Raw genomic sequence first — 25,757 nt, forward strand, 5'->3', positions numbered from 1 at the left:
GGGAGGCTCTCATGCGTGTGCTCATGATCGGTGCCGGCGGGGTCGGTGACGCGGCGGCCAAGATCGCCGCCGAGCGCGACTTCTTCGAGCTGTGGGTGGTGGCCGACTACTCGCTGGAGCGGGCCGAGGCGACGGTTGCCGCAGCGACGGCACGAAGGGGGAAGGAGGGAGCGTTCGTCGCGGCGCAGGTCGACGCCTCCGACCCGGCGGCCGTGACGGCCCTGGCCCGCGAGCACGGTGCGACGCACGTCTTCAACGCCGTCGACCCGCGCTTCATCATGCCGATCTTCGACGGGGCGCTCGCCGCCGGGGCCGACTACCTCGACATGGCGATGTCGCTGTCCACGCCGCACCCGGAGCGACCGCACGAGCTGCCCGGGGTCAAGCTCGGTGACCTGCAGCTGGCCCGGTCGGGGGAGTGGGAGGCGGCGGGCCGGCTCGCGCTGCTCGGCATCGGGGTCGAGCCGGGACTGTCCGATGTCTTCGCCCGCTACGCGGCCGACGAGCTCTTCGACGAGATCGACGAGCTCGGCACCCGCGACGGGGCCAACCTCGTCGTCCACGACGACGACGGCAACGAGGTCTTCGCCCCAGGCTTTTCGATGTGGACGATCATCGAGGAGTGCCTCAACCCACCGGTGGTGTGGGAGCGCGAGCGGGCCGGCGGTGACGTCGAGGCAGGCTTCGCGACGTTGCCTCCCTTCGCCGAGCCGGAGGTCTTCGACTTCCCCGAGGGGATCGGGCCCGTCGAGTGCGTCCACGTCGAGCACGAGGAGGTCCTGCTCATGCCGCGATGGGTCGACGCCGGGCGCGCGACCTTCAAGTACGGCCTGGGCGAGCAGATGATCTCCATGCTCAAGATGCTCCACGAGCTCGGCCTCGACTCGACCGACCCGGTCGACGTCAAGGGGGTGCAGGTCAGCCCCCGCGACGTCGTCGCGGCCGTGCTGCCCGACCCGGCGACGATCGGCCCGCGGATGACCGGCAAGACCTGCGCCGGGCTGCTCGTCACGGGCACCAAGGACGGCGCGCCGCGGGCGGTCTACCTCTACCACGTGGCCGACAACGAGGTCTCGATGCGCGACTACGACGCCCAGGCGGTCGTGTGGCAGACGGCGATCAACCCCGTCGTCGCGCTCGAGCTGCTCGCGACGGGCGTCTGGTCGGGTGCGGGGGCAAAGGGGCCGGAGGCCTTCGATGCGAGGCCCTTCCTCGAGCTGCTCGCTGCTCCCGCCCCGCAGGGCTACGGCTCGCCGTGGGGGATCGAGGAGCGGGACCCGGCCGCCCCCAACCGGTCCCCTGGGTGACCGCGTCGATGGTTGTGTCGTGAAGTGGTAGTCGGGGGAGCCGGCAAACCCCCACCAACGCCTGCCGGCTTCCAGACCTACCGGTTCACCACACAACCATGCGGGTCGCGGCGCAGGATCAGTGCAGCTGAAGCTCGCGCTCGGGTCGCCGGTGCGTGGGCGTGCCGGGAGTGCGCACCGACCACTGCGCGGTGAGCGGGCGCAGGTGCTGCACCGACGGCCGCGGCAGGTCGAAGGGGGAGGTGCGCAGCCAGACCGCAGCGGGCACGGGCACCGGCTGGGGGCGCGGGGTCGGCGCCGGCGCGACCTCGGGCTCGCTGTCGCGGCCACGGCGGCCCGGCAGGTCGTAGCTCCAGCCGAAGGGGAGGCCCCGCCGGGTGAGCGCACGGTCACCGTTGACGATCAGGCGCAGCACGAGCCCACCGGCGAGCAGCCCGGCGATGAGGTCGGTGGGCCAGTGGAAGCCGAGGTAGAAGGCGACCACGATCGCCTGCAGCGCGATGAGCGTGACGAGCCAGGTCAGGCGGCGGCGCAGGCGGGCGTCGGGACCGGCGTAGGTGAGGATCAGGTAGGCCGCGGCGCCGTAGATGAGGACCGCCTCGGCGGCGTGGCCGGAGGGGTAGGCGATGCCGTACCAGCCGTGGGCGATCGGACCGCCGTCCCAGAAGCCACCGCCGGTGCCGTTGATGGGTGCCGAGCGACCGAGCAGGACCTTCATCCCGCCGATGCCGACGTAGAAGCCGATCTCGGCCGCGGCGACGATCGCCAGCGGGTGCCAGGTGCGGTGGCGCCAGGCGAGCACGAGGGCGACGGCGAGCAGGACCGGCAGGCAGACCGCCTGGCCGGCGACGGCATTGGGCACCGAGTCGAGGAACTGCCACCAGTTGGGCGTGTAGCGCTTGGCCCAGTAGCCCTGGAAGCGCTCGTCATAGGGCTGGAGAGGGCCCGCTGCCAGCAGCGTGAACACGACGAGCGCACCGGCGAGGACCGGTGCGCTGGTCAGTCGAGGGAGTCGGGCCACCCTCTAGGGATAGTGGACGAGTCTGAACGGAACCTGAAGAACACGCCATCTGTGAGCAATTGCACAGGTCCACCCGGAACCCACGTCCGGCCCCTCAGGACAGCTCGGCGCGCACCGCCTCGACGAAGGCGTCGACGTCGCTCTCGGTCGTGTCCCAGGCGCACATCCAGCGCACCTGTCCGGTCGTCTCGTCCCAGAAGTAGAAGCGGAAGGACTCCATGAGCCGCTCGCTCGACTCCCGGGCGAGGATCGGGAAGACGGCATTGGCCTCGACCTCGGTGGGCAGGGTGATCCCGTCGATGTCGGCGACGCCGTCGGCGAGGCGCCGGGCCATCGCGTTGGCGTGCTCGGCGTTGCGCCGCCACAGGTCGCCCTCGAAGATCGCGAGCAGCTGCGCCGAGACGAAGCGCATCTTGCTCGCCAGCTGCATCGACTGCTTGCGCAGGAAGGTCGCCCCGGTCACCCGGTCGGGGGAGAGGACGACGACCGCCTCGGCGAGCATCGCGCCGATCTTGGTCCCGCCGAGGGAGAGGATGTCGACTCCGGCGTCGGTCGTCAGCTCGCGCAGCTCGACCCCCAGGGCTGCCGCGGCGTTGGACAGGCGCGAGCCGTCGAGGTGCAGCACCCACCCCATCTCGTGGACGACGTCGGCGATCGCCCGGATCTCGGCCGGCGTGTAGACGGTGCCGACCTCGGTGGAGTTGGTGATCGAGACGACGCCGACCTGGGCGAAGTGCTCGTCGCCGACCCGGGCCGGGTAGGCGCGGATGAGCTCGGGCGTCAGCTTGCCGTCGGGCGTGTCGATGACGTTGACCTTGAGCCCACCGACCCGCTCGGGCGCGGCGGCCTCGTCGACGTGGATGTGGGCGCTGCTCGTCGTGAGCACCGACCCCCAGCGCGGCGTGCACGCCTGCAGCGCAAGGACGTTGGCCCCCGTGCCGTTGAAGACCGGGTAGACCTGCGCCGCCGTGCCGAAGACCTCGGAGAGCACCTCGGTCAGGCGCGCGGTGTAGACGTCCTCGCCGTAGGCGACCTGGTGACCGCCGTTGGCCGCGACGATCGCCGCGAGCACCTCGGGGTGCACGCCGGCGTAGTTGTCGCTGGCAAAGCCTCGGCTCGACGGGTCGTGGATCGGGGCGAAGGGGGAGGCCTGGGTGGTCGTGTCGGTCACGCGGGGATCCTCTCAGCCGCGGCGGCCTCCGCCGCGCGGGGGTCGAGGGTGCCCGTGATGCCGCGGGTGGCCTCGATGACCGGCGCGAGCTTCTTGCGCAGCGCCTCGTAGAAGACGTTGAGCGGGAACTCGTCCGGCTGCACGAGGTCGGTCAGACCCTTGGGCGGGCCGTCGAGGGGGAGGTTCTCGGCCCCCTTCGCCCAGGCCGACGCCGGGTGCGGCGCGACGTAGCTCGCGATGAACTGGTGCGCGGCCATCCAGTGCCCGACGCGGGAGCGGTCGATGCCCTCGCGGTAGAGGGTCTCGACCTCGTCGGAGAGGGCGACCACCGCCGCCGGGACCTGCGCCCAGTCGAAGGTCAGCGTGTTGTCGGTCCAGCGCATCGCCCCGCGCTTGTGCAGCCACGCGAAGAGCAGCTGCCCGCCGAGGCCGTCGTAGTTGCGCACCCGGTCACCGGTGACGGGGAAGCGGAAGAGCCGGTCGAAGAGGATCGCCAGCTGCACGGCGCGGGCGTAGGGGTGCCCCGCCTCCGCGAGCGTCACGCTCTGCCGGAAGGTGCCCAGGTCGCAGCGCAGCTCCTCGAGGGCGTACATCCAAAAGGGCATGCGCTGCTTGATCATGAAGGGGTCGAAGGGCAGGTCCCCGTGGCTGTGCGTGCGGTCGTGGATGAGGTCCCACATCGCGAAGGTCGCCTGGGCGACCTCCTGGGAGGCGACGAGCCGCTCACCCTCGGGCGGCAGGTCGAGGCCGAGCACCTCCGCGGAGGCGGAGGTCACGCGACGGAAGCGGGCGGCCTCGCGGTCGCAGAAGATCGCGCCCCAGCTGAACTTCGGCACCTCGCGCACGGCGACCGTCTCGGGGAAGAGGACGGCCGAGTTGGTGTCGTAGCCGGGGGTGAAGTCGATGAAGCGGACCGGCAGAAACATCGGGTTGTCGTAGGTCGCCTCGACGTCGGCGAGCCACTGCGGCCACATGACGTCGAAGAGCACGGCCTCGAAGACCCGGTCGAGGTTGCCGTTTTGCGTGTACATCGGGAAGACGGCGAGGTGCTGCGCGCCGTCGACGCGGTGCTGGTCGGGGCGGAAGGCCATGAGCGAGTCGAGGAAGTCGGGCACCCCGAAGCCGCCGTCGACCCACCGCTGCAGGTCGACGGGCAGCGCCGCCAGGTAGTCGGCGTCGTGCGGGAAGCGCGGCGCGATCTCGGCGATCCGCTCGGCCATGACGGCCACGAGCGCGCTCGCCCGCTCGCGGTCGGCGTCCTCGGCGAGCGAGCCGTCCTTGGTCTGCATGAGCCGCAGCTCCTCCACGGCGGCCTTCAGCGCGACCCATGCGGGGCTCCCTTCCACGTTGGTCGAGGCGGTGAGGCCGCCCGCGGCCGAACCCTCGAGACCCGCCACTCCGCTGGCTGAGGTGCGGAGGCCGCCCGCGGCCGGAGCCTCGAAGCCACTCCCGTTCCCCGCCCACGTCACGAGATTCACCCAGAACTCCTCGTGGTCGAGCTCACCGATCGAGTCGTCCCCGACGAGGTCGGAGTCGGCGAGCACGACGACGCGGCCGGCGCCGTGCTGCACGGTGACGGCGAGCGGCTGGGCCGCGGGGTGGGCGGTGGCGGAGGTGCGGGCGAGGACGCGCGCACCCGGGGCGTCGGAGACGTCGATGGTCCCGGCGCGGTAGAAGCACAGCTCGTCGATGCCGGCCATGACGCCCTGCCCGGGGCCGGTGCTCGTCTCGCCGAGGACCCAGGTCGCGTTGCCCTGGTGGCGGCGGCCGCCGTCGGCGCGCTCGTGGACGAGGGTGGAGACGATCTTCAGGCCGAAGGGAGCCAGCAGCTCGTTGAGGTTGTTGCCGTGGGCGTCGTGGTCGCACTCGCCGAGGACGACGAGACCGCCCCCCTTCGCCACGTGGTCGGTGACGGCGGTGATCTCGGCGGGGGTCAGGACCGGCGGCAGGTCGCCGGCGACGCGCTCGCTGGAGGCGGCCGCGGGGTGGGCGATGACGAGGACGTCGGCGCCGGCCAGCGCCGCCGGGGTCAGCTCACCGTCGGTGTGGGCCAGGACCTCGGTGCCGCGCTCGCGCAGGACCGCGGCGGCGCGGGCGAGGCTCGCGTCGCCGGGGTTGGCGGGGTTCATCCGCTCGGCGAGCTCGGGGTCGATGGACCACGCGCTGCTGTGCGCCTGGTCGAGGAGCACCCGGGCGAAGGGGGTCGTGACAGTCATTGCGGCCTCCGGCGGCGAAATCTGGAAGTTCAACGCTCCTAGCGTGACAAAACCGGAGGATTTACGCCAGTCCGACGCAGGGTGGGGTGAACCTGCATGCGGGTGGCGGGTGAGTGATGCCGATTGTTCATGTTGGGGTCGGCGGGTCGGTGGGTGGTGGGGGTGTGGTGGGTGAGACTGCGGGTGTTGCCGGTGTGTGGGCCTGTTGGGGGTTCGACGGCGTGTGCCTGGGGAGGCGTGTGGTGGTGCGGCGTTGGTTGGTGGCTGTGGTTGTGGTGGTTGCTGTTGTGGTGGGGGTGGTGGTGCCGGCGGGGGCGTCGGGTTCGGGTGTGGGGGTGTCCTCGGGGGTTGTTCCTGGGGTGGTTGGGCGTGTGGATGCGCCGTCGGTGTCGTGGTCGTATGACCAGAAGTTTCCTGGGGGGTCGTCGGCGTATTGGGGTGATATGTCGGTGGTGGTGGATTTGGGGTCGTCGACGTCGCCGGGTGGGTTGCCGTGGATGGTGGAGGCGTATGCGGTGGATGTGTCGCGTCCTGATGATGTGGTGGAGCTGTTTTTCGATCCGTTGCCGACGTCTTCGTCGACGTGGCGGCATGTGTTTGATTCGGATTCGTCGAACTCGGGGTGGAGTCCGGTGCGGGGGCGTGAGTACTACGTCTCGTTGTCGTTGCGGTCGATGCCGGATGGGGATGTGACGACGTGGCGTAGTCCGCGGTATCGGGCGGTGACGTCGCAGGATGCTCGGCTTCCGGTGGTGCCGGTGGAGCAGTCGGGTCCGTGTTCGTGTCCGGATGTGCAGGGTTATGCGTTGGATCCGGTGAATACGGCTACGGGGGCGTTTTTCGAGAGTTTTGTTGATGTGCCGGGTGTGGGTGCGGGGGTTGCGGGTGGGGTGGCGCGTTCGTATGCGTCGTCGTCGAGCGTGGATGTGGGGTTTGGTAGGGGCTGGTCGTGGCTGTATGGGTCTGCTCTGGTGGTGTCGGCGTCGGAGGTGGTGTGGCGTGCTCCGGATGGCACGGTCACGCGGTTTGTGAAGGATGGGGCTTCGTGGGTGACGCCGCCGGGTGCGTCGGGGGTGTTGTCGCAGTCGTCGTCGGGGTTTGTGTTGCGTCTTCCGGGGGGTGTGGAGCACCACTTTTCGTCGGCGGGTGATCTGCAGAGGGTCACGGACGCGGATGGGGTGGGTGTCACGGTCACCTCCAGTGGTGGTGTGGTGTCGAAGGTGACGGATGCTGTGGGTCGTGCGGTGACCTTCACTGTCTCCGGTGGTGTGGTGACCAGGGCGCGTACGTGGGATGGGCGTGAGGTTTCGTACGGGTACACCTCGGGTCGGTTGACGTCGGTGACGGATGTGCGGGGCAAGACGACGTCGTATCGGTATGACGGGTCTGGTCGTTTGGATCGTGTGACTGCGCCCAGTGGGCGGGTGTTGGTGGAGAACACGTACGACGGTTCGGGGCGGGTGACGCGGCAGGTTGATGGTGCGGGTAAGACGTGGACGTTGGCGTGGGATGCCACGGGTGATGTCGCGACGGTCACGGATCCCGCGGGCGGGAGGTGGGTGGACACGTACTCCGGTCGGGTGTTGATGAGCCGGAAGGACCCGGCGGGCAATGTCGAGAGCTTTCAGTACGACCAGGACCTCAACCGCACGGTGATCGATGCCGGCGGGCCGACGCAGGTGCGGCAGACCTTTGATGCGCGGGGCAATGTGCTCACGCGTACGGCCCCGGGCGACTCGAGCGCGGTGCAGACGTTGACGTACAACGCGAAGGACCAGGTCACCTCGCGTACGGACTATCGCGGGAACAAGACCACGATGTCCTACTCGGGTCACCGGTTGGCGTCGGTGACCTCACCGAAGGGGGAGGTGACGAAGTACTCGTGGACTGCACTTGGGTTGCCGGCCACGGTGACTGCTGCTGGGGGTGGGGTGACTCGCCTGACGTATGACGCGGTGGGGCAGGTGGTGACGATGACCGCGCCCGGCGGTCAGGTGACCACGTACACCCACGATGCGGCGGGGCGGGTGGCGAGTGTGGCCGACCCCCGATCGGTGGGTGCCGCTGACCCGGATGACTTCACGAAGCGGTTGACCTATGACGCGGCGGGGAATCTGGCCACGGTCACGGCCACCGATGGCGCGAAGACCACGTTGACGTATGACGTGGACGGTCGTGTGTCGTCGTCGCAGACGGCCTCGGCGACCGGGGCCGTGCTGACCAGCCATGTGTTGGAGCGCGATGGCTTGGACCGGGTGACGAAGACGACGGACGCGGGCGGCAATGTCGAGTCCTTTGTGTATGACTCCCGGGGAAACCTGACGGCTGTCACCGATGCCGCGGGCGCAAAGACGACGTATGGGTACGACGCGCGGAACCTGATGACGTCGAAGGTCACGGCCCGCGGCAACGCGGCGGGCGCGAACGCGGCCGACTACAGGTGGACGTACCTGTACGACTCGCGGGGCCGGATGGTCAAGCAGACCGATCCCACGGGTGCGGTCACGAGCTATGTGCGCGACGGGTGGGGCGGGGCGACGAGGGTGACCGACCCTGACGGGCGCGTGACGTCCATGGCCTATGACGGGGATGGGCAGCTGACGAAGGTCACGGACGCGTTGTCGCGGGTGAGCGAGTACAGCTATGACGTCAACGGGCGTCAGGTCGGGGTGAAGGAGCCCGGCCTGGGGGCGCGCACGTCGACGTATGACGCGGACGGCAATGTGACGAGGACGGCTTCCCCGTCGGGTTCGTCTGTCACGGCGTACGCGTATGACGCGAACGGCCTGGTGGAGTCGGTCACGTCGCCGCGTGGGACCGCGACCGCGACGGCCGATGACTACGTGACCTCGTTCGAGCGTGACGCGGCGGGCAATGTGATCACCAGCACGAACGCGTTGGGCCGGGCGACCCGGGCCAGCTATGACGGTGAGAACCGGGTGCGTACGCGCACCAGCGCGCGGGGTGGGAAGACGTCGTGGACGTATGACGGTCTGGGTCGCGCGGTGACGGTCACGACCCCGTCGGGCGCGGTGACGTCGTGGACGTATGACGACGTGGGCAACGTGTCGAAGCTGACCAATGGGCGGGGCAAGTCCACGACCTACACCCATTCCCCGCGGGGGGAGGTCACCTCCAGCACCGACCCGTTGGGCCGCAAGGAGACCTTCACGTATGACGAGGAAGGGCTGCTGGTCAAGACGGTCACGGCGCGTGGGCACGCCGACGGCGGCGCGAGGATGGACGAGTACACCATCCGCGCGAGCTACGACCCGCGGGGTCTGCGCACGTCGGTGACCACCAGCAGCGCGGACTCGTCCTCGACCTGGTCGTACTCGCCCGGGGGAGATCTGACCAAGGTCGTCGATGCCACGGGCACCACGACGATGACCTATGACGCGGGCCACCAACTGACTGGGGTGGCTTCCCCGATGGGCGCGTTCGCGTACACCTACAGCCCGTGGGGCGCGGTGGCCTCGCGGACCCTGCCCAACCACGGGAGCGTCGAGTTCGGGTTCGACACCGACGGGCGGGTCACCTCGTCGAAGAGCAACACCGAGACGACCACGTTCGGGTACGACCGCGATGACCACCTGACGAGCATCACCTACCCCGCGGGCAGCGGCCTGTCGCAGACGCGCGCGTACAACCAGGTCGGGGCCACCACCGACGTGCACACCACCAGGGCCGGGGCGCTGGTCAGCCGGTACCAGTACACCTACGACACCACGGGCAACCCCTACCGGGAGACGATCTCGCGGGGCACGAAGGTCACCCAGACCAGCTACAACCACGATCTGGACGACCGGTTGATCAAGGAGTGCCACAACGCCAGTGGCTGCACCTCGGCCACGGATGTCGACGAGTACACGTACAACGCGACCTCGGGGATCACCCGGATCAAGTACGGCAACGGTGTCGACGCGCGGGTGGCGTACGACGACGCGGACCAGCCGGTCAAGATCTGGGACGCGGCCACCGGGAGCGAGCCTGCTGCCCCGACCGCGGTGTTCGACGCGGACGGGTACCCGATCGGTAACGCTGATGGTGACGTCGAGTTCGACCCGTTGGGTCGGATGGTCAAGAACGAGCCGTGGCAGGCCAGCTACCAATACAACGCGTTCGGTAACCGGGTCGGGGTCACCCGCGGTGGGTCGAGCACGACGCTGGCGTGGGACAACAACAACCCGTTGCCGATGCTGGCGCAGCAGGGTCCCTCGGGTGGTGAGCCGACCCGCACCTACCGGTACGACCCCACGGGTGCGCCGATCTCCTCGACGCATCCCTCGGGGGCGTACGGGCGTTCGTGGTTCGTCACCGACCGGCAGGGCTCGGTCCGCGAGGCCCTCAAGACCGACGGGGCCGTCGCCTACCGCCACGACTATCAAGGCTTCGGGCGGCAAGAGACCCCGAGCAAGGCCACCGCACGAGTTGCCACGCAGCTGGGGTACACCGGCGAGTACACCGACACCTTCACCGGCACGGTCCACCTGCGCGCCCGCGACTACCTCGGTACCGGGGCGTTCTACGCTCCCGACCCGATCACCCTCGGCCCACCCGCCCCGAGCGTCAACCCCTACCAGTACGTCGGCGGCAGGCCCTTGACCGACGCCGACCCCTCGGGGTTGCGGCCCATCGGGGGCACTGACGACGTGGCGTGCATGAACTGTCGCCTGACCAGCAACGGGTGGTCCTTCGGTAACGAGAACGTCGTGCGCGACGTCTATGACAAGACGGTGCGGTACGACACCCGCGGAGGGTCGGGTCTGCCCTCGGTGTGGGGCAGCACCTATTCCGGCGACAAGTACACCGGCGCCGGCCGCCACTACACCGAGACCTACGTCCCAGAGGTCCGGACTCGGGGCGAGCAGATGACGATGGCAGTCATCATGGGTGTCGCCTACATGACACCGATCTACGGGCAGTTCCTGATGGCGATCGACATCGCCGACATGAGCCAGGACGGCTTCACCCAAGAAGAATGCGCCGAGATCGCCATCGGTTTCGTTCCGGGCAGCAAGCTTGGCCGAGGTGTGTCCGGTGCAGCAAAGGCCGATGTCGGCTTGTCAGGCCGTGGTCTGGTGCCCGCAGCGGGCACGCGAATCAAACCGGTAGGGATTCCGGAAGGCTGGCGCATCACCGGTACCAAATCTTCGGGCGGCGTGCTGTACAGAGATCCCACCAACGCGGGCAACTCCGTCCGGGTGATGCAAGGCAACCCGAACAGTCCTTTCCCCAACTCACAGGCGCCCTACGTCAGATGGCAGCGGAATGGTCGGCCGCTTGATCAGTACGGGAATGAGCTTCCGTCGGCGAAGGTTCCCGAGGCCCATATTCCGCTCAGCAACTTCCGCTTCGTGCCTGAGGTGTTCGGACCGTGAACGGCGACGGCGACGTCATCGTGGACGCACTCCGCGAGCTAGCGGACGCCGAATACCAAGAACGGGTCTGGGCGGGACACTCGCTGACTGAGATGTCCTCGTTCGACGAATGTGTGGAGAGGCTTTTCGACGACAGCGGATTGGCGATCGCAATGGCAAAAGGCCCCGTCTACGGCGACGGGCCTGACGGCCTTCTCCGTGAACTTGACACACTCGTCGGCTCCGTACGGGCTGACGGCCGTGTGGAAGAGTTCCTGCGCGACCCGGTCTTGGTTCGCTGTCGATCCTTGGCGGCGCGCATCCTCGAGATGTTGACTGATCCGGGAACCGCCGATAGCTAACCTTCGCCCTTCTGCTCCTACTCGTCACTGCCATGGCAACGCTGCTCTTGGCGGCAACGTCGGCCACAGCACGGGAGCCGCCGGTCGCATCCGCTCCCGTCGTCTAGGGGACTGCTGCACGGATAGGTGACAGTCGGTAGCCAGGCAGCCAGGTCGGCTCCGCGCCTGCAGTCGGTGCCCCGGGACAATCTTCGGGACTGCGCGCTCCCCCGTGGAAGAGGTCCCACACATCGAAGGTTGGCCGGGGTCCTGATTCGCTTCACGAAGGGCACTGCATGCTCAGAGCACGCCGTACCGTAGCCCCCATGGCAGCCGTGACGCAGAAGTCAGCCCTCGAGTACGCCCCCACCCAGCTCTACATCGGGGGGCAGTGGCGCGACGCCGGTGACGGCGCCACCTTCGCCGTGAGCGACCCGGCGACGGGCAAGACCCTCGTCGAGGTCGCCGACGCGACCGTCGCCGACGGCAAGGCGGCGCTCGACGCGGCCGTCGCCGCGCAGGCCGAGTGGGCCGCGACCGACCCGCGGGTGCGCTCGGAGATCCTGCGCTCGGCCTTCGAGCTCATCACCGAGCGGGCCGACACCTTCGCCATGCTCATGACCCTCGAGATGGGCAAGCCCCTGGCCGAGGCGCGCGGCGAGGTGACCTACGGCGGCGAGTTCTTCCGCTGGTTTGCCGAGGAGGCCGTGCGCATCCACGGCCGCTACGCCGTCGCCCCGAGCGGCGGCACCCGCCTGATGACGATGAAGCAGCCCGTCGGGCCGGTCTTCGCCATCACGCCGTGGAACTTCCCGCTCGCCATGGGCACCCGCAAGATCGGCCCCGCGATCGCCGCCGGCTGCACCACCGTCGTCAAGCCGGCCCACGAGACGCCGCTGACGATGCTCGCCCTGGCCCGCCTCCTCGAGGAGGTCGGCCTGCCCGCCGGCGTGCTCAACGTCGTGCCGACGACCTCCTCCGGCGAGGTGAGCGAGCCGATCATCCGCGACCCGCGCCTGCGCAAGCTGACCTTCACCGGCTCCACCCCCGTCGGCAAGAAGCTCGTCGAGCAGTCCTCCGAGCAGCTGCTGCGCACCTCGATGGAGCTCGGGGGCAATGCCCCCTTCGTCGTCTTCGAGGACGCCGACCTCGAGCGCGCCGTCGAGGGCGCGATGCTCGCCAAGATGCGCAACATCGGCGAGGCCTGCACCGCCGCCAACCGCTTCATCGTCCACGAGTCGGTCGCCGCCGACTTCGCCGCGGCCCTGGCCGACCGCATGGGCGCCCTGACCATGGGCAAGGGCACGACGAAGGGGGTCGACGTCGGCCCGCTCATCACCGAGAAGGCGCGCACCGGCGTCGCCGAGCTCGTCGACGACGCGGTCTCGCAGGGCGCCCGCGCCCTCGTCGGCGGCGAGGTGCCCTCGGGCAAGGGCTGGTTCTACCCACCGACCGTCCTCACCGACGTCCCGGCGAGCGCCCGCGTGCTCACCGAGGAGATCTTCGGCCCGGTCGCCCCGATCACGACCTTCAGCACCGAGGAGGAGGCCGTGCGCCTGGCCAACTCCACCGAGTACGGCCTCGTCGCCTACGTCTTCACCGAGAACACCTCTCGCACCATCCGGGTCGCCGAGGCGCTCGAGTTCGGCATGGTCGGGATCAACCAGGGCATCGTCTCCAACCCCTCGGCCCCCTTCGGCGGGGTCAAGCACTCCGGCTTCGGCCGCGAAGGGGGATTCGAGGGCATCGAGGAGTACCTCGAGACCAAGTACGTCGGCCTGGCGCTCTGACCGTGTCGAAGACCTGGCGCACCCGGCTGCAGCTCGCCGGGGGAGTCCTGCTGATCCTGCTCGCCGCCTGGATCGTCATCACCGGCGGCACCGGGGGCGACTCCTCGCCCGGCGGGTCGACCACCTCCGCCGCGACGTCGGCGACCTCGCAGACCGAGGCGGGGGAACCCCCTTCGGGCACAACGGAGTCGGGCTCCACGCCCGAATCCGGGCTGGACACGATCGCCGAGTCGCAGCTGCCGCCGGAGGGCCGGGAGACGCTCGAGCTGATCCGCTCCGACGGCCCCTTCCCCTACGACCGCGACGGCATCACCTTCGGCAACCGCGAGGGGATCCTGCCCGACCAGTCGCAGGGCTACTACCGCGAGTACACGGTGCCGACGCCCGGCGAGGACGACCGCGGCGCGCGGCGGATCGTCGGGGGGCAGGACGGCGACCGCTACTACACGGACGACCACTACGCGAGCTTCGCCCAGATCGAGGAGGGGCAGTGATCCACATCGAGGCCGCGGGGGTCGACGGGCTGCTCGCCCGCGCGGTCACCGGCACCGACCACGTCCACCTCGTCGACGGCGGGTCCGGGCGGGAGGAGACCTACGACCGCTTCGCCGAGGCGCTCGTGCTGCCCGAGCACTTCGGGCGCAACCTCGACGCCCTCATGGACTGTCTGCGCGACGTCGCCGACCGGCACGAGGGGCCCTGGACGCTCGTGTGGCGCCCGGGCCACGGCGGCGCCGACCCGGGCGTGCTCGACGTGCTCGGTGACCTCGACGACGAGTACCCGGACCTGAGCATCGTGGTGGCCGATCGCTGAGGGGTCCTTCCGCTGGTCGAGGTGGCCGAGCGCCAGCGAGGCCCTCGAGACCGCTCGCCGGGTCTCGAGGCTCGGCCGCGGGCGGCCTCGCACCTCGACCAACGTGGGGGATGATGGCGCGGTGACGACACCCACCGACACCCGCATCACCCTCTCCCGCGTCATGTCCCAGGCCGAGGCCAACCTCCTGGGCAATGTGCACGGCGGCAACATCATGAAGATGGTCGACGACACCGCCGGCGTCTCGGCCAACCGCTTCGCGCAGGGGCCGGCCGTCACGGCGGCGATGGACGAGATGGCCTTCCTCAACCCCGTGCGCGTCGGCGACGTGCTCCACGTGAGCGCCCAGGTCAACTGGGCCGGCACCTCGTCGATGGAGGTCGGCGTGCGGGCCGAGGTCGACCGCTGGGACGCCGTCACCGACCGCGTCCACGTCGCGAGCGCCTACCTCGTCTTCGTCGCCGTCGATGTCGAAGGGGGGACCCGTCAGGTCCCCGAGCTGAGCATCGAGACGCCCGAGGAGCAGCGGCGATTCCGTGAGGCCGAGATCCGCCGGGCCAACCGGCTCGCCCGCCGCGAGGCCATCGAGTCCAGCCGTCGGGAGGAGAGCGCGTGAGCACGCGCGTCACCCTGCTCGGCTCCACCGGGTCCATCGGCACGCAGGGCCTGCAGGTCATCGAGGCACATCCCGAGCGCTTCGCGGTGGAGGTGCTCGCCGGCGGTGCCAACACGGGGCTGCTCGCCGAGCAGGCGGCACGTCATCGCCCTTCGCTCGTCGCGGCTGCTGCCGGCACCCGTGAGGAGCTGACCGCAGCCATCGCCGCCGCGGCCGGTGACCCAGGGTATGCGCCCGAGGTGGTCGTGGGGGAGGGGGCCGCGACGATCGCCGCCGGCGCACCGACCGACGTCGTGCTCAACGGCATCACCGGCGCCATCGGGCTGCGGCCGACGCTGGCGGCGCTGCGCTCCGGCGCCCGCCTGGCGCTGGCCAACAAGGAGTCGCTGATCATCGGCGGCCCGATCGTCAAGGACACCGCCGCGCCCGACCAGATCGTGCCCGTCGACTCCGAGCACTCCGCGATCGCCCAGGCGCTGCGCTCCGGCCGCGCCGACGAGGTGCGCAAGCTCGTCGTCACCGCGAGCGGCGGGCCCTTCCGCGGAATGGACCGCGACGCGCTGCGCGAGGTGACTCCGCAGGCGGCGCTCAAGCACCCGAACTTCGCGATGGGGCGGGTCATCACGACCAACAGCGCGACGCTCGTCAACAAGGGGCTCGAGCTCATCGAGGCGCACCTGCTCTTCGACGTGCCGATGGAGCGCATCGAGGCCGTCGTCCACCCGCAGCAGATCATCCACTCGATGGTCGAGTTCCATGACGGGGCCGTCATCGCCCAGCTCGGGTTGCCGACGATGCTCGCGCCCATCGCGCTCGGGCTGTCGTGGCCGGAGCGGCTCACCGACGTCGAGACGCCCGTCGACTGGACGCAGGCGCAGGACTGGCGCTTCGAGCCGCTCGACGACGAGGCCTTCCCGGCGGTGCGGCTCGCCCAGCAGGTCGGCGCCGCCGGCGGGACGCACCCGGCCGTCTACAACGCGGCCAACGAGGTCGGCGTCGACGCCTTCCACGACGGGGCGGCGCGCTTCACCGACATCGTCGACACGATCGAGCAGGTGCTGCAGCGGCACGACGACGCGCGCTTCGACGCGCACACGGTCGAGGGCGTGCTCGCGGCGGACGCCTGGGCTCGCGACGAGGCGGCCGGGCTGCTCAGGACCGCGTGAGACGATCGGGGCATGCTCTATCTGCTGGGGGTCCTGCTTGCCGTCATCGGCATCGCGCTGTCGATCGCGTTGCACGAGATCGGCCACCTGGTTCCGGCCAAGAAGTTCGGCCTGCGGGTGCCGCAGTACATGGTCGGCTTCGGCCCGACGGTCTGGTCGCGCCGCCGCGGTGAGACCGAGTACGGCATCAAGGCGATCCCCCTGGGCGGCTACATCCGGATGATCGGGATGTTCCCGCCGGCCAAGGACGGGCGGGTGCGCACCACGAGCACCGGGCGGATGAGCCAGCTCGTCGACGAGGCCCGGCAGCAGAGCTTCGAGGAGGTCCGCCCCGAGGACGAGGGCCGGATGTTCTACCAGCTGCCGATCTGGAAGCGGATCGTCATCATGATGGGCGGCCCGGTGATGAACCTGCTCATCGCCCTCGTCGTCCTCAGCGGCATCTGGACGATGAACGGCCTGGCCGTGACGACGACGACCGTCTCGGCGGTCAACGAGTGCGTCGACATCAAGGAGATGGGCCAGACCGCCGCGACCGAGTGCACCGACGACATGCCCGTCGCCCCGGCCAACGAGGCCGGGCTCAGGCCCGGCGACACGATCACCTCGATCAACGGCACGCAGGTCTCGACGTGGACCGACGTGCGCACCGAGATCCGCGCCAACCTCGACAAGCCCCTGACGATGACCGTCGACCGCGACGGCTCGACTCGCACCCTCGAGGCCGACCCGATCGTGCTCGACATGCCGGTCTACGACGACAACGGCCGCGCCGAGACCGACGCGACCGGGCAGGTGCGCACCGAGCGCGCCGGCTTCCTCGGCGCCACCGGCAGCCAGGAGATGCAGCAGCAACCGATCACCGCCGTGCCCGGGCTCTTCGCCGAGCAGCTCGGCCAGACCTACAGCCTGCTCGTGCGCATCCCGCAAAAGCTCGTCGGCGTCGCGGAGGCGGCCTTCGGCAGCGGTGAGCGCGACCCCGAGGGGCCGATGTCGGTCGTCGGCGTGGGCCGGGTCGCCGGTGAGGTGGCCAGCTCCGACATCTTCGGCGACACGAGCGACAAGGCGATCCTGCTGCTCAGCCTGCTCGGCTCGCTCAACCTCGTGCTCTTCGCCTTCAACACCGTGCCCCTGCTCCCGCTCGACGGCGGCCACGTGGCCGGCGCCCTGTGGGAGGCGGTCAAGAAGGGGTGGGCGAAGCTGCGGGGCCTGCCCGACCCCGGCCCGGTCGACGTCGCCAAGGCGCTGCCACTGGCCTATGTCGTCGCCCTCGCCTTCATCGGCATGACCCTGCTGCTCGTCTACGCCGACATCGTCAAGCCGGTGAAGCTGACCTAGGTCTCGAGGCTCGGGCGCGGGGCGCCCTCGCACCGCCCACGCGGAACGTGGGACCCAGACCACCGGTGGGGGTGCTTCGAAGCCAGGGCCACAGCGGACATCCAGCATCGAGGTCGCATAATGGGTGCATGAGCGTCTCCCTCGGTATGCCCAAGGCCCCGGCCCCCGTGCTCGCGCCCCGTCGCCAGACCCGGCAGATCAAGGTGGGGTCGGTCGGCGTCGGTAGTGAGTCGCCGATCTCGGTGCAGTCGATGACGACGACGCTCACCTCCGACGTCAACACCACGCTGCAGCAGATCGCCGAGCTCACCGCCGCCGGCTGCGACATCGTGCGCGTGGCCTGCCCGAGCCAGGACGACGCCGACGCGCTCGCCGAGATCGCCCAGCACAGCCAGATCCCGGTCATCGCCGACATCCACTTCCAGCCCAAGTACGTCTTCCAGGCGATCGAGGCCGGCTGCGCCGCGGTCCGGGTCAACCCCGGCAACATCCGCAAGTTCGACGACCAGGTCAAGGAGATCGCCAAGGCGGCCAAGGACCACGGCACCTCGATCCGCATCGGCGTCAATGCCGGCAGCCTCGACAAGCGACTGCTCGAGAAGTACGGCAAGGCCACGCCCGAGGCGCTCGTCGAGTCGGCCGTCTGGGAGGCCAGCCTCTTCGAGGAGCACGACTTCCACGACTTCAAGATCTCGGTCAAGCACAACGACCCCGTGACCATGGTCCGGGCCTACGAGCTGCTCGCCGAGGCCGGCGACTGGCCGCTGCACCTCGGTGTCACCGAGGCCGGCCCCGCCTTCCAGGGCACGATCAAGTCGGCGACGGCCTTCGGCGCCCTGCTGTCGAAGGGGATCGGCGACACCATCCGCGTCTCCCTCTCGGCCCCGCCGGTCGAGGAGATCAAGGTCGGCCAGCAGATCCTGCAGTCGCTCGGCCTGCGTCCGCGCAAGCTCGAGATCGTCTCCTGCCCGAGCTGCGGCCGCGCCCAGGTCGACGTCTACAAGCTCGCCGACGAGGTCACCGCCGGGCTCGACGGGATGACTGTCCCCCTTCGCGTCGCCGTCATGGGCTGCGTCGTCAACGGCCCCGGCGAGGCCCGCGAGGCCGACCTCGGGGTCGCCTCGGGCAACGGCAAGGGCCAGATCTTCGTCAAGGGCGAGGTCATCAAGACCGTCCCCGAGAGCCAGATCGTCGAGACGCTCATCGAGGAGGCCCTGCGCATCGCCGAGGAGATGGGCGAGCCCGTCGACGGCGAGGACGCGGGGGCCACCGTCACGGTCGGCTGAGCCGTAGGCTGGCGGGGTGCTGCGGACCCGCAACCCCACCCGGCTGCTCGGCGTCGACGACGTCGATGCCGCCCTCGACCTGTGCGCCCGCGACCCCGCGGCCAATGTCTTCGTCGCGAGCCGGATCCTCGACGGGGGGCTGGGCGCCGGGTCGACCGCCGCCTACGGGTGGTTCGAGGACGGCCGGCTCGAGGGGCTCGTGTGGACCATCGCCAATGTCGTGCCCGTCGGCACCTCCGACGCGAGCTGGAGCCACCTGGCGGCGCAGGTGCGCAAGGTGCGCCGACGCTGCGCCTCCTTCCTCGGGCCGCGCACCGAGGTCGCCGGCCTGTGGGGGGCGACCCAGCACGACTTCCCCAGGCCCCGGGCGGTGCGGGCCGAGCAGCCGCTCATGGGCACGCACACGCCGCCGTCGCAGCTCGGGGTGCCGCTCGACCCCCGCGTACGCCCGGCGACCGTCGACGAGGTCGACCTCGTCCTGCCCGCCGCCGAACACATGTTCACCGCCGAGATCGGCTACCGGCCCTACACCGGCAACCCCTCCTTCTACCGCGACTCGATCTGGCGGCTCATCCGCGCCGGGCGCACCTATGTCGTCATCGAGCGCGGTCGGGTGATCTTCAAGGCCGACGTCGGCTCAGTCGGGCTCGGAGCGATGCAGATCCAGGGGGTCTGGGTCGCGCCCGAGCTGCGCGGGCAAGGCCTGGCCGCCGGCTTCATGGCGTCGACGCTCGAGCAGGCGATGCTCGACCACGCCCCCTTCGCCACGCTCTACGTCAACGACTTCAACGCGCCGGCGCTCGCGACCTACCGGCGCATCGGCATGGAGCGGCTCGGGACCTTTTCGACGATCCTCTTCTAGAGCCTCAGAGGGTGAAGACGATCTTGCCGACCTGGTCGCCCGCGACCATCTGCTCGAAGCCCTCACGCGCCCGCTCCAGCGGGAGCTCGGCGTGGACGAGCGGGCGCGTGCCGGTCGAGTGCAGCAGCTGCACGAGAGCGTCGAGCTCGTCGCGGGTGCCCATCGTCGAGCCGATGACGCTCAGCTGGAGGAAGAAGACGTGGGTGAGCATCGCGTCGTCGACCTGCGGGCCGCTCGTCGTGCCCGAGATGACGATCCGGCCGCCGGGTCGAAGGGAGCGCACCGAGTGCTCCCACGTGGCGCGCCCGACGGTCTCCATGACGGCGTCGGCCTTGACCGGCAGGCGTTCGCCGGACGCGAAGACCTCGTGCGCGCCGATCTCGAGGGCCCGCGCCCGCTTGTCCTCGCTGCGCGAGGTCGCGTAGACCCGCAGGCCGGCGGCCCGCGCCAGGGTGATGAGCGCGGTCGAGACGCCGCCGCCGACGCCCTGGACGAGTACCGACTCGCCGGGACGCAGGCCACCCCGGACGAAGAGCATGCGGTAGGCCGTGAGCCACGCGGTCGGCAGGCAGGCCGCCTCGACCATGCTCAACCCCTCGGGCTTGGGCACGAGGTTGCGCCGGGGGACGACCACGGTCTCGGCGAAGGTGCCCTGGTAGCGCTCGGAGAGCAGCGAGCGTCGCGGGTCGGTCGTCTCGTCGGCGCCGGTGAAGCCGGGGTCGTTGATCACGGCGTGGACGACGACCTCGTTGCCCTCCTCGTCAAGGCCCGCGGCATCGCAGCCGAGGATCATCGGCAGCGCGTCGGCCTTGAGCCCCTGACCCCGCAGCGACCACACGTCGTGGTGGTTGAGCGCGGCGGCCTTGACGGTGACTCGAGCCCAGTCCTCCGGCGCCTGTGGGTCGGGGCGCTCCCCGACGACGAGCCCGGCCAGCGGGTCCTTGCTGTTGATGCTCTCGGCGTACACGGCGCGCATCGGTGCGCTCCCTTCGATCGGGGACGATGCGCCCTACTCTGCCACCGGGCACTAGCGTGGGCATCACCGACTGTTCCCGAACAAGGAGCTGCGCATGAGCACCATCGCCGACAACGTCATCGCGACCCTGAAGGCCAACGGGGTCACCCGCGCCTACGGCGTGCCGGGTGACTCGCTCAACGGCTTCACCGAGGCCATGCGTCGTGACGGCTCGATCGCCTGGCGACTGGTGCGCCACGAGGAGTCCGCGGCCTTCGCCGCCGCGGCCGACGCCGAGCTCACCGGCGACCTGGCCGTCGTCCTCGGCAGCTGTGGCCCGGGCAACCTCCACCTCATCAACGGTCTCTTCGACGCACAGCGCAGCCGGGTGCCCGTGCTCGCCATCGCGGCCCAGATCCCGAGCTCCGAGATCGGCAGCGGCTACTTCCAGGAGACCCACCCGCAGGAGCTCTTCCGCGAGTGCAGCGTCTGGGCCGAGATGGTCACCGACGCCTCGCAGATGCCACGGATGCTCGAGACCGCGATGCGCGCGGCGATCCAGGAGCGCGGGGTCGCCGTGCTCGTCGTCCCCGGTGACGTCGCCCAGACCGAGGCCGCCGACGAGCGGGTGACCGTCGTCGAGCGGGCCCGCGCGCGGATCGTCCCCGCCCCAGACCAGCTCGAGCGGGCCGCGCAGCTGCTCGGCGCGTCGAAGCGCACCACCCTGCTCGTCGGGGCCGGGGCAGCAGGAGCGAAGGACGACGTCCTCGCCCTCGCGGACCTGCTCGCTGCACCGGTGGTGCACACCCTTCGCTCCAAGCAGGACATCGAGGGAGACAACCCCTTCGACGTCGGCCTGACCGGCCTGCTCGGTTTCGCCTCCGGCTACCGGGCGATGGAGGAGGCCGAGACCGTGCTCATGCTCGGCACCGACTTCCCCTACCGGCAGTTCTACCCGGAGGGCGCGCGCTTCATCCAGGTGGACACCAGGGGCGAGCACCTCGGGCGGCGGGTGCCGCTCGACCTCGGGCTCGTCGGCGATGTCGGCGACACGATCCGGGCCCTGCTGCCGCTGCTGCAGTCGGCCCGCGACCGCAAGCACCTCGAGGACTCGGTCAAGCACTACCGCAAGACGCGCGACAAGCTCGACGAGCTCGCCGAGCCGCCCAAGAAGGGACTGCTCGGGGGCCGCAAGCACGAGGCGATCCACCCCCAGTACCTCGCTCGGCTCGTCGATGAGATCGCCGCCGACGACGCCGTCTTCATCCCCGACGTCGGCTCGCCCGTCGTCTACGCCGCGCGCTACCTCGAGTGCCGCGGTGACCGGCGACTCATCGGCTCCTTCATCCACGGGTCGATGGCCAATGCCGTGCCGCAGGCCGTCGGCGCGCAGCTCGCGCAGCCCGAGCGGCAGGTCGTCACGCTGAGCGGTGACGGTGGCCTGGCGATGCTCATGGGCGAGCTGCTCACCGTGCGCCAGCACGACCTGCCGATCAAGATCGTCGTGCTCAACAACTCCTCGCTCAACTTCGTCGAGCTCGAGATGAAGGCCGCCGGCCTGCCCGGCTTCGGCACCGACCTGCACAATCCCGACTTCTCGCAGGTCGCCGAGGCCTGCGGCATCACGGGCTGGCGGGTCACCGAGGCCGCCGATCTCGAGACGAGCCTGCGCGAGGCCTTCGCCCACGACGGCCCGGCGCTCGTCGACGTCGTCACCGAACGCCAGGAGCTGACGATCCCGCCGGCGATCTCCGCCGAGCAGGTCAAGGGCTTCACCCTCTACGCCTTGCGTACCGTGATGTCCGGACGCGGCGACGAGCTGCTCGACCTGTCGCGGGTCAACCTGCGACAGATCCTCTGAGAGGGAGACGAGACCTGATGACCCGAACCGACCTGCCCACGACCGGCCTGGCTGTCCTCCTCGTGGGCGGTGGGGTGCTGCACCTCGTGCGCCCCGAGGTCTACGAGCCGATCATCCCCGCGCCCCTGCGCGGGCGGGCCAGAGAGCTCGTCCTCGCCTCAGGGGTCGCCGAGATCGCCTGCGGTGCAGGGCTGCTCGTGCCGGCGACGCGCCCGGCCGCCGGCTGGGCCAGCGCGGCGCTCCTTCTCGGGGTGCTGCCGGCCAATGTCCAGATGAGCGTCGACCACGGGCGTCGGGCACGGCGCAAGGGCACGCCGCAGGCGGTCGGTTTCTTCGCCGGGACGCTGGCCCGGCTGCCGCTCCAGTGGCCCCTGGTGCGCACGGCGCTGCGCGCCGCCCGGGGCGGCTGACGATGAGCACGCTCGAGTGGTCGCCCACGACGGAGGAGGACATCGCCTCGCTCGTCCGCCTCGGACAGGCCTGCCTCGAGCGCGACGGCGGGCTGCCCGACCTCGCCGACCCGCAGCACCTGCGCGACGGCTACCTCACCGACCTGTCGATCTGCGGGCGGGACGAGCTCGGTGACATCGTCGCGGCGGCCGCCATCGGCATCAGTGCCGACGGCACCCGGACGGCGACCGGCCTGATCGACCCCGCCGCCATGGGGCAGGGGATCGGGCAGGAGATCGCCGACTGGGTCATCCGCCACTCGGTGGGCCCGGTGCGCTTCGTCCTGGACTCTGTGAGCCCCGAGGCGGAGACCCTCTTCGCCGAGCTCGGTCTGCACCGCGGCTTCGCGGAGTCGATCATGCGGCACAGCCTGCGCTCGATCCCCTTCGTCCGGCGTCCCGAGGACATCGTGACCCTGCCCTTCACCGACGACACCTCCGAGGCCTTCCGCCACGCCTACGCCGCCTCCTTCGGTGTCCGGCCCGGCTACACCGCCGGCAGCTCCCGTGCCTGGGGTCGGTGGCTGCGCGAGCAGCGCGGCTTCCAGCCGGAGGACTCGCGGGTCGCGATGGACCGCAGCGGCCACGTCGCCGGCTTCGTCACCCTCTCCGACGGGTGGATCGAGGAGGTCGGGGTCGTCCCCGAGTGGCGCGGCCACCGGCTCGGCGCCCACCTCGTCGCCCGCTCGCTCACGGCCCTCCAGCGGGCCGGTGCCGACGAGGTCTGGCTGGCCGTCGGCTGCGACAACCCCGCCCGCTCGCTCTACGAACGCCTCGGCTTCCGGGGCCACGGCACCCGTGCCCAGTACGAGCAGCCGACCATCTCGGAGGGATCATGACCGACGTCGAGACCGAGCCCATGACGATTCCCGACGAGGTGGTCGAGGCCGTGCGCGGCGCCCGCCGCGTCCTCGTCCTCTCCGGGGCCGGGATGAGCGCCGAGTCGGGCGTGCCGACCTTCCGTGATGCCCAGACCGGGCTGTGGGAGGAGTTCGACCCGAGCCAGCTGGCGACGGCCGAGGCCTTCCGGTTGGATCCTCCCTTCGTCTGGGCCTGGTACGCGTGGCGGATGCAGCTGGTCCGCGGCGTCGAGCCCAACGACGGTCACCGGGCGCTCGCCGAGCTCGCCGGCCTGCGTGAGGTGACGATCTCGACGCAGAACGTCGATGACCTCCACGAGCGCGCCGGCTCGGCCGTCGCCGCGCACCTGCACGGGTCGATCTTCGCGCTGCGGTGCAGCGACTGCGAGACCCCCTACGACGGTGACCTCGACCTGCCCGCGGAGCCGACCGAGCGCATCGACCCGCCGACCTGCCCGCAGTGCGAAGGGGACGTGCGTCCCGGTGTCGTGTGGTTCGGTGAGGTCCTGCCGGACGACGCCGTCGCCGCGACCGAGGCGGCCATCGAGGCCCTCGAGCCGGGCGACGTGGTCCTCGTCATCGGCACCTCCGGCATCGTCTACCCGGCCGCGGGCTACCCGGCGATGGCGCGGGCCGAGGGCGCGACGGTCGTGGAGGTCAACCCCGTCGACACCGAGATCTCCGACATGTGCCACCACGTCGTGCGCGGCACCGCCGCGCAGGTGCTGCCCGAGCTGGTGGCCGCGCTTCAGTAGAGGCCGGTCGAGTACTGCGAGCCGTAGTACTCCTCCAGGGCCTCGATCGTCTCGTCGGGTCGCTCGAGCAGCTGGGCGATCTCGGCGCGGGAGGAGACCGCCGTCGGGTCCCAGTCCTCCGGGTGCCACATGCGACTGCGCATGAAGGCCTTGGCGCAGTGGAAGAAGACCTCCTCGACGTCGATGACGAGGGCGAGCAGCGGGCGGTGCCCCTTGACGACCATCTCGTCGAACCACGGGGCATCGCGCACGAGTCGGGCCCGGCCGTTGATCCGCAGGGTGTCGCCGCGCCCCGGGATTATGCACACGAGCCCGGCGTGCGGGTTGTCCAGCACGTTGAGGTAGCCGTCGACGCGCCGGTTGCCCGGGCGCTCGGCGAGGGCGACGGTGCGCTCGTCGATGACGTGCACGAGCTGTCCGGGCGGGTCTCCCTTGGGGCTGGCGTCGGTGCGACCTTCGCTGCCGGCCGTCGCCAGGACGACGAAGGGGGTGTGCTCCAGCCACCGGCGGTGGACCTCGTCGAGGCGGTCGGTGACCTTGTCGCGGGTCCGGGGCAGCGGGTGGCCGACGACGTCACGCAGCTCGTCGACGGTGCGGATGACGTCCTCGCTCATGGCGTCACCTTCCCACGGGGACCGCCGGCTCCGGCACGGGCTCCGGCAGCGCCTCGGTCCGGCGGGGGCGTGAGGCCCACAGCACGCCGCCCACGACGAGGGCGCCACCGACGAGCTCCAGCGGGGCGGGCACCTCGTCGAGGAGCAGCCAGGCGAGGGCCAGGCCGGTCACCGGCACGAGCATGGAGAAGGGCGCGACCGTGCCCGACGGGTGCCGGGCCATGAGCCAGGTCCAGATGCCCGAGCCGACGACGGTGGCCAAGAGGGTCGTGTAGGCGAGCCCGAGCCAGGCCGGGATCGCGGCGCCGGTCACGGAGTCGGCTAGGGCGGTGCCGATGCGCTCGGGTCCCTCGACGAGGAGCGACAGGACGAGCATCGGGACCGGCGGGATCACCGTCATCCACATCGTCAGGTGGAGCGGCTTCGGTGCCGCGGCCAGGCGGGAGGCGAGGTTGCCGAAGGCCCAGCCGAGGCCGGCCATGAGCGTCAGGACGAAGGGGAGAAGTCCCGCCTCGGCGTCGAGCCGCTGGGAGCCGACGACGGCCATACCGAGGGCCGCGACCGCCACGCCGCTCGCGGCGCTGCCGCTCAGCCGCTCGCCGAGCAGGACCGCACCGAGGACGACGGTGAAGGGCGCCGAGCTCTGCAGCACGAGGGAGGCCAGACCGGTCGGCATGCCGGCGTCCATCGCGAGGTAGAGGAAGGCGAACTGGAGGATGCCGAAGCCGATGCCGTAGCCGACGAGCCAGCGCGTGGGCACCTGGGGGCGGGGGACGAAGAGGATCGTCGGGATCGCCATGAGGGTGAAGCGCAGCGCGGAGCACAGGAAGGGCGGGAAGATCTCGAGCGAGGCGTGGATGGCGATGAAGTTGGCGCCCCAGAGGACGGCGACGACGACGGCGAGCAGTCGGTGGCGGATCGGCACCCGACGATCGTCGGTCACCTGACTATGCAGGACAAGCGAATCATCATGAC

21 protein-coding genes and 1 pseudogene are annotated in these 25,757 nt (G+C 70.5%); 15 read left to right on the forward strand and 7 right to left on the reverse strand.

Annotated features, from left to right (window positions below; genetic code table 11):
- Positions 1-11: 11 nt before the first annotated feature.
- Complete coding sequence (locus tag B9B60_RS01290; protein ID WP_084449497.1) at positions 12-1,307, forward strand: saccharopine dehydrogenase family protein; 1,296 nt, start codon at positions 12-14, stop codon at positions 1,305-1,307.
- 118 nt (positions 1,308-1,425) lie between these two features.
- On the opposite strand, the gene B9B60_RS01295 is transcribed toward B9B60_RS01290, so the two are convergent.
- The 4 genes and pseudogenes from B9B60_RS01295 to B9B60_RS17730 form a co-directional block, all read right to left on the reverse strand.
- Positions 1,426-2,328: a phosphatase PAP2 family protein gene (locus B9B60_RS01295; protein WP_084449498.1), complete on the reverse strand. Its 903-nt coding sequence runs from the start codon at positions 2,326-2,328 to the stop codon at positions 1,426-1,428.
- Positions 2,329-2,422: 94 nt separating this feature from the next.
- Entirely contained in the window at positions 2,423-3,499 is a 1,077-nt protein-coding gene (locus B9B60_RS01300; RefSeq protein WP_084449499.1) for a threonine aldolase family protein, read from the reverse strand.
- On the reverse strand, positions 3,496-4,896 hold the full coding sequence (locus tag B9B60_RS17385; protein ID WP_407656439.1) for a DUF6421 family protein: 1,401 nt from the start codon (positions 4,894-4,896) through the stop codon (positions 3,496-3,498). Before B9B60_RS17385 ends, B9B60_RS01300 begins: the two co-directional genes overlap by 4 nt.
- A 129-nt stretch (positions 4,897-5,025) precedes the next feature.
- A pseudogene (locus B9B60_RS17730) lies at positions 5,026-5,715 on the reverse strand (DUF6421 family protein); the annotation flags it as partial.
- A 371-nt stretch (positions 5,716-6,086) separates the two neighbouring features.
- Between B9B60_RS17730 and B9B60_RS01310 the strand changes: the two are divergent.
- The 10 genes from B9B60_RS01310 to B9B60_RS01355 all read left to right on the forward strand — a co-directional run bounded on the left by B9B60_RS01310 (position 6,087) and on the right by B9B60_RS01355 (position 19,288).
- Positions 6,087-11,096, forward strand: coding sequence for an RHS repeat-associated core domain-containing protein (locus B9B60_RS01310; RefSeq protein ID WP_143445380.1), 5,010 nt, complete (start codon positions 6,087-6,089; stop codon positions 11,094-11,096).
- A complete protein-coding gene (locus B9B60_RS01315; RefSeq protein WP_084449502.1) occupies positions 11,093-11,437 on the forward strand; it encodes a hypothetical protein in 345 nt (114 codons plus the stop codon). The genes B9B60_RS01310 and B9B60_RS01315 overlap by 4 nt, the downstream gene beginning before the upstream one ends.
- 305 nt (positions 11,438-11,742) lie before the next feature.
- The gene (locus tag B9B60_RS01320) at positions 11,743-13,206 is read left to right on the forward strand and encodes an NAD-dependent succinate-semialdehyde dehydrogenase (RefSeq protein WP_084449503.1); all 1,464 of its coding nucleotides are present in this window, start codon (positions 11,743-11,745) and stop codon (positions 13,204-13,206) included.
- A gap of 2 nt (positions 13,207-13,208) precedes the next feature.
- A complete protein-coding gene (locus B9B60_RS01325) occupies positions 13,209-13,700 on the forward strand; it encodes a guanyl-specific ribonuclease (protein ID WP_084449504.1) in 492 nt (163 codons plus the stop codon).
- Entirely contained in the window at positions 13,697-14,020 is a 324-nt protein-coding gene (locus B9B60_RS01330) for a barstar family protein (RefSeq protein ID WP_084449505.1), read from the forward strand. The genes B9B60_RS01325 and B9B60_RS01330 overlap by 4 nt, the downstream gene beginning before the upstream one ends.
- Positions 14,021-14,141: 121 nt before the next feature.
- Complete coding sequence (locus tag B9B60_RS01335; RefSeq protein ID WP_234993686.1) at positions 14,142-14,636, forward strand: acyl-CoA thioesterase; 495 nt, start codon at positions 14,142-14,144, stop codon at positions 14,634-14,636.
- A complete protein-coding gene (dxr, locus tag B9B60_RS01340; protein ID WP_084449506.1) occupies positions 14,633-15,802 on the forward strand; it encodes a 1-deoxy-D-xylulose-5-phosphate reductoisomerase in 1,170 nt (389 codons plus the stop codon). Before B9B60_RS01335 ends, dxr begins: the two co-directional genes overlap by 4 nt.
- Positions 15,803-15,814: 12 nt before the next feature.
- Positions 15,815-17,140: a M50 family metallopeptidase gene (locus B9B60_RS01345; protein WP_084449507.1), complete on the forward strand. Its 1,326-nt coding sequence runs from the start codon at positions 15,815-15,817 to the stop codon at positions 17,138-17,140.
- A 128-nt stretch (positions 17,141-17,268) separates the two neighbouring features.
- Positions 17,269-18,426, forward strand: a complete 1,158-nt coding sequence (gene ispG / locus B9B60_RS01350) for a flavodoxin-dependent (E)-4-hydroxy-3-methylbut-2-enyl-diphosphate synthase (protein WP_084449508.1) — start codon at positions 17,269-17,271, stop codon at positions 18,424-18,426.
- Between the two features lie 16 nt (positions 18,427-18,442).
- Positions 18,443-19,288, forward strand: coding sequence for a GNAT family N-acetyltransferase (locus tag B9B60_RS01355; protein ID WP_084449509.1), 846 nt, complete (start codon positions 18,443-18,445; stop codon positions 19,286-19,288).
- A 4-nt stretch (positions 19,289-19,292) separates the two neighbouring features.
- Here the strand turns inward: B9B60_RS01355 and B9B60_RS01360 are convergent, their stop codons facing one another.
- On the reverse strand, positions 19,293-20,264 hold the full coding sequence (locus tag B9B60_RS01360) for a zinc-binding dehydrogenase (RefSeq protein WP_084449510.1): 972 nt from the start codon (positions 20,262-20,264) through the stop codon (positions 19,293-19,295).
- A gap of 94 nt (positions 20,265-20,358) precedes the next feature.
- Here B9B60_RS01360 and poxB point away from each other — a divergent pair, with 94 nt between their 5' ends.
- From poxB to B9B60_RS01380, 4 genes are read left to right on the forward strand one after another with little or no spacing between them, the layout of a single operon-like run.
- Positions 20,359-22,104 (forward strand): ubiquinone-dependent pyruvate dehydrogenase, encoded by a 1,746-nt coding sequence (gene poxB, locus B9B60_RS01365; RefSeq protein WP_084449511.1) that lies wholly within the window; start codon positions 20,359-20,361, stop codon positions 22,102-22,104.
- Between the two features lie 17 nt (positions 22,105-22,121).
- Entirely contained in the window at positions 22,122-22,514 is a 393-nt protein-coding gene (locus B9B60_RS01370; RefSeq protein ID WP_084449512.1) for a DoxX family protein, read from the forward strand.
- Positions 22,515-22,516: 2 nt separating this feature from the next.
- Positions 22,517-23,392 (forward strand): GNAT family N-acetyltransferase, encoded by an 876-nt coding sequence (locus B9B60_RS01375; RefSeq protein WP_143445381.1) that lies wholly within the window; start codon positions 22,517-22,519, stop codon positions 23,390-23,392.
- Entirely contained in the window at positions 23,389-24,168 is a 780-nt protein-coding gene (locus B9B60_RS01380; RefSeq protein WP_327078564.1) for an SIR2 family NAD-dependent protein deacylase, read from the forward strand. Before B9B60_RS01375 ends, B9B60_RS01380 begins: the two co-directional genes overlap by 4 nt.
- Here the strand turns inward: B9B60_RS01380 and B9B60_RS01385 are convergent.
- Together B9B60_RS01385 and B9B60_RS01390 are read right to left on the reverse strand one after the other, a co-directional pair.
- Positions 24,162-24,782, reverse strand: coding sequence for an MSMEG_1061 family FMN-dependent PPOX-type flavoprotein (locus B9B60_RS01385; RefSeq protein ID WP_072624174.1), 621 nt, complete (start codon positions 24,780-24,782; stop codon positions 24,162-24,164). The two genes, B9B60_RS01380 and B9B60_RS01385, sit on opposite strands and share 7 nt — an antisense overlap.
- Before the next feature lie 4 nt (positions 24,783-24,786).
- Complete coding sequence (locus B9B60_RS01390; protein WP_084449598.1) at positions 24,787-25,707, reverse strand: EamA family transporter; 921 nt, start codon at positions 25,705-25,707, stop codon at positions 24,787-24,789.
- Positions 25,708-25,757 lie beyond the last annotated feature (50 nt).

This window comes from Janibacter indicus (assembly GCF_900176385.1).
Taxonomy (GTDB): Bacteria; Actinomycetota; Actinomycetes; order Actinomycetales; family Dermatophilaceae; genus Janibacter; species Janibacter indicus.

Excerpts from the sequence above, each read along its gene's own strand:
- B9B60_RS01290 (WP_084449497.1), top strand. The coding sequence starts at position 12 with ATGCGTGTGCTCATGATCGGTGCCGGCGGGGTCGGTGACGCGGCGGCC.
- B9B60_RS01320 (WP_084449503.1), top strand. The coding sequence starts at position 11,743 with ATGGCAGCCGTGACGCAGAAGTCAGCCCTCGAGTACGCCCCCACCCAG.
- B9B60_RS01345 (WP_084449507.1), top strand. The coding sequence starts at position 15,815 with ATGCTCTATCTGCTGGGGGTCCTGCTTGCCGTCATCGGCATCGCGCTG.
- ispG (WP_084449508.1), top strand. The coding sequence starts at position 17,269 with ATGAGCGTCTCCCTCGGTATGCCCAAGGCCCCGGCCCCCGTGCTCGCG.
- B9B60_RS01360 (WP_084449510.1), bottom strand. The coding sequence starts at position 20,264 with ATGCGCGCCGTGTACGCCGAGAGCATCAACAGCAAGGACCCGCTGGCC.
- poxB (WP_084449511.1), top strand. The coding sequence starts at position 20,359 with ATGAGCACCATCGCCGACAACGTCATCGCGACCCTGAAGGCCAACGGG.
- B9B60_RS01370 (WP_084449512.1), top strand. The coding sequence starts at position 22,122 with ATGACCCGAACCGACCTGCCCACGACCGGCCTGGCTGTCCTCCTCGTG.
- B9B60_RS01375 (WP_143445381.1), top strand. The coding sequence starts at position 22,517 with ATGAGCACGCTCGAGTGGTCGCCCACGACGGAGGAGGACATCGCCTCG.
- B9B60_RS01380 (WP_327078564.1), top strand. The coding sequence starts at position 23,389 with ATGACCGACGTCGAGACCGAGCCCATGACGATTCCCGACGAGGTGGTC.
- B9B60_RS01385 (WP_072624174.1), bottom strand. The coding sequence starts at position 24,782 with ATGAGCGAGGACGTCATCCGCACCGTCGACGAGCTGCGTGACGTCGTC.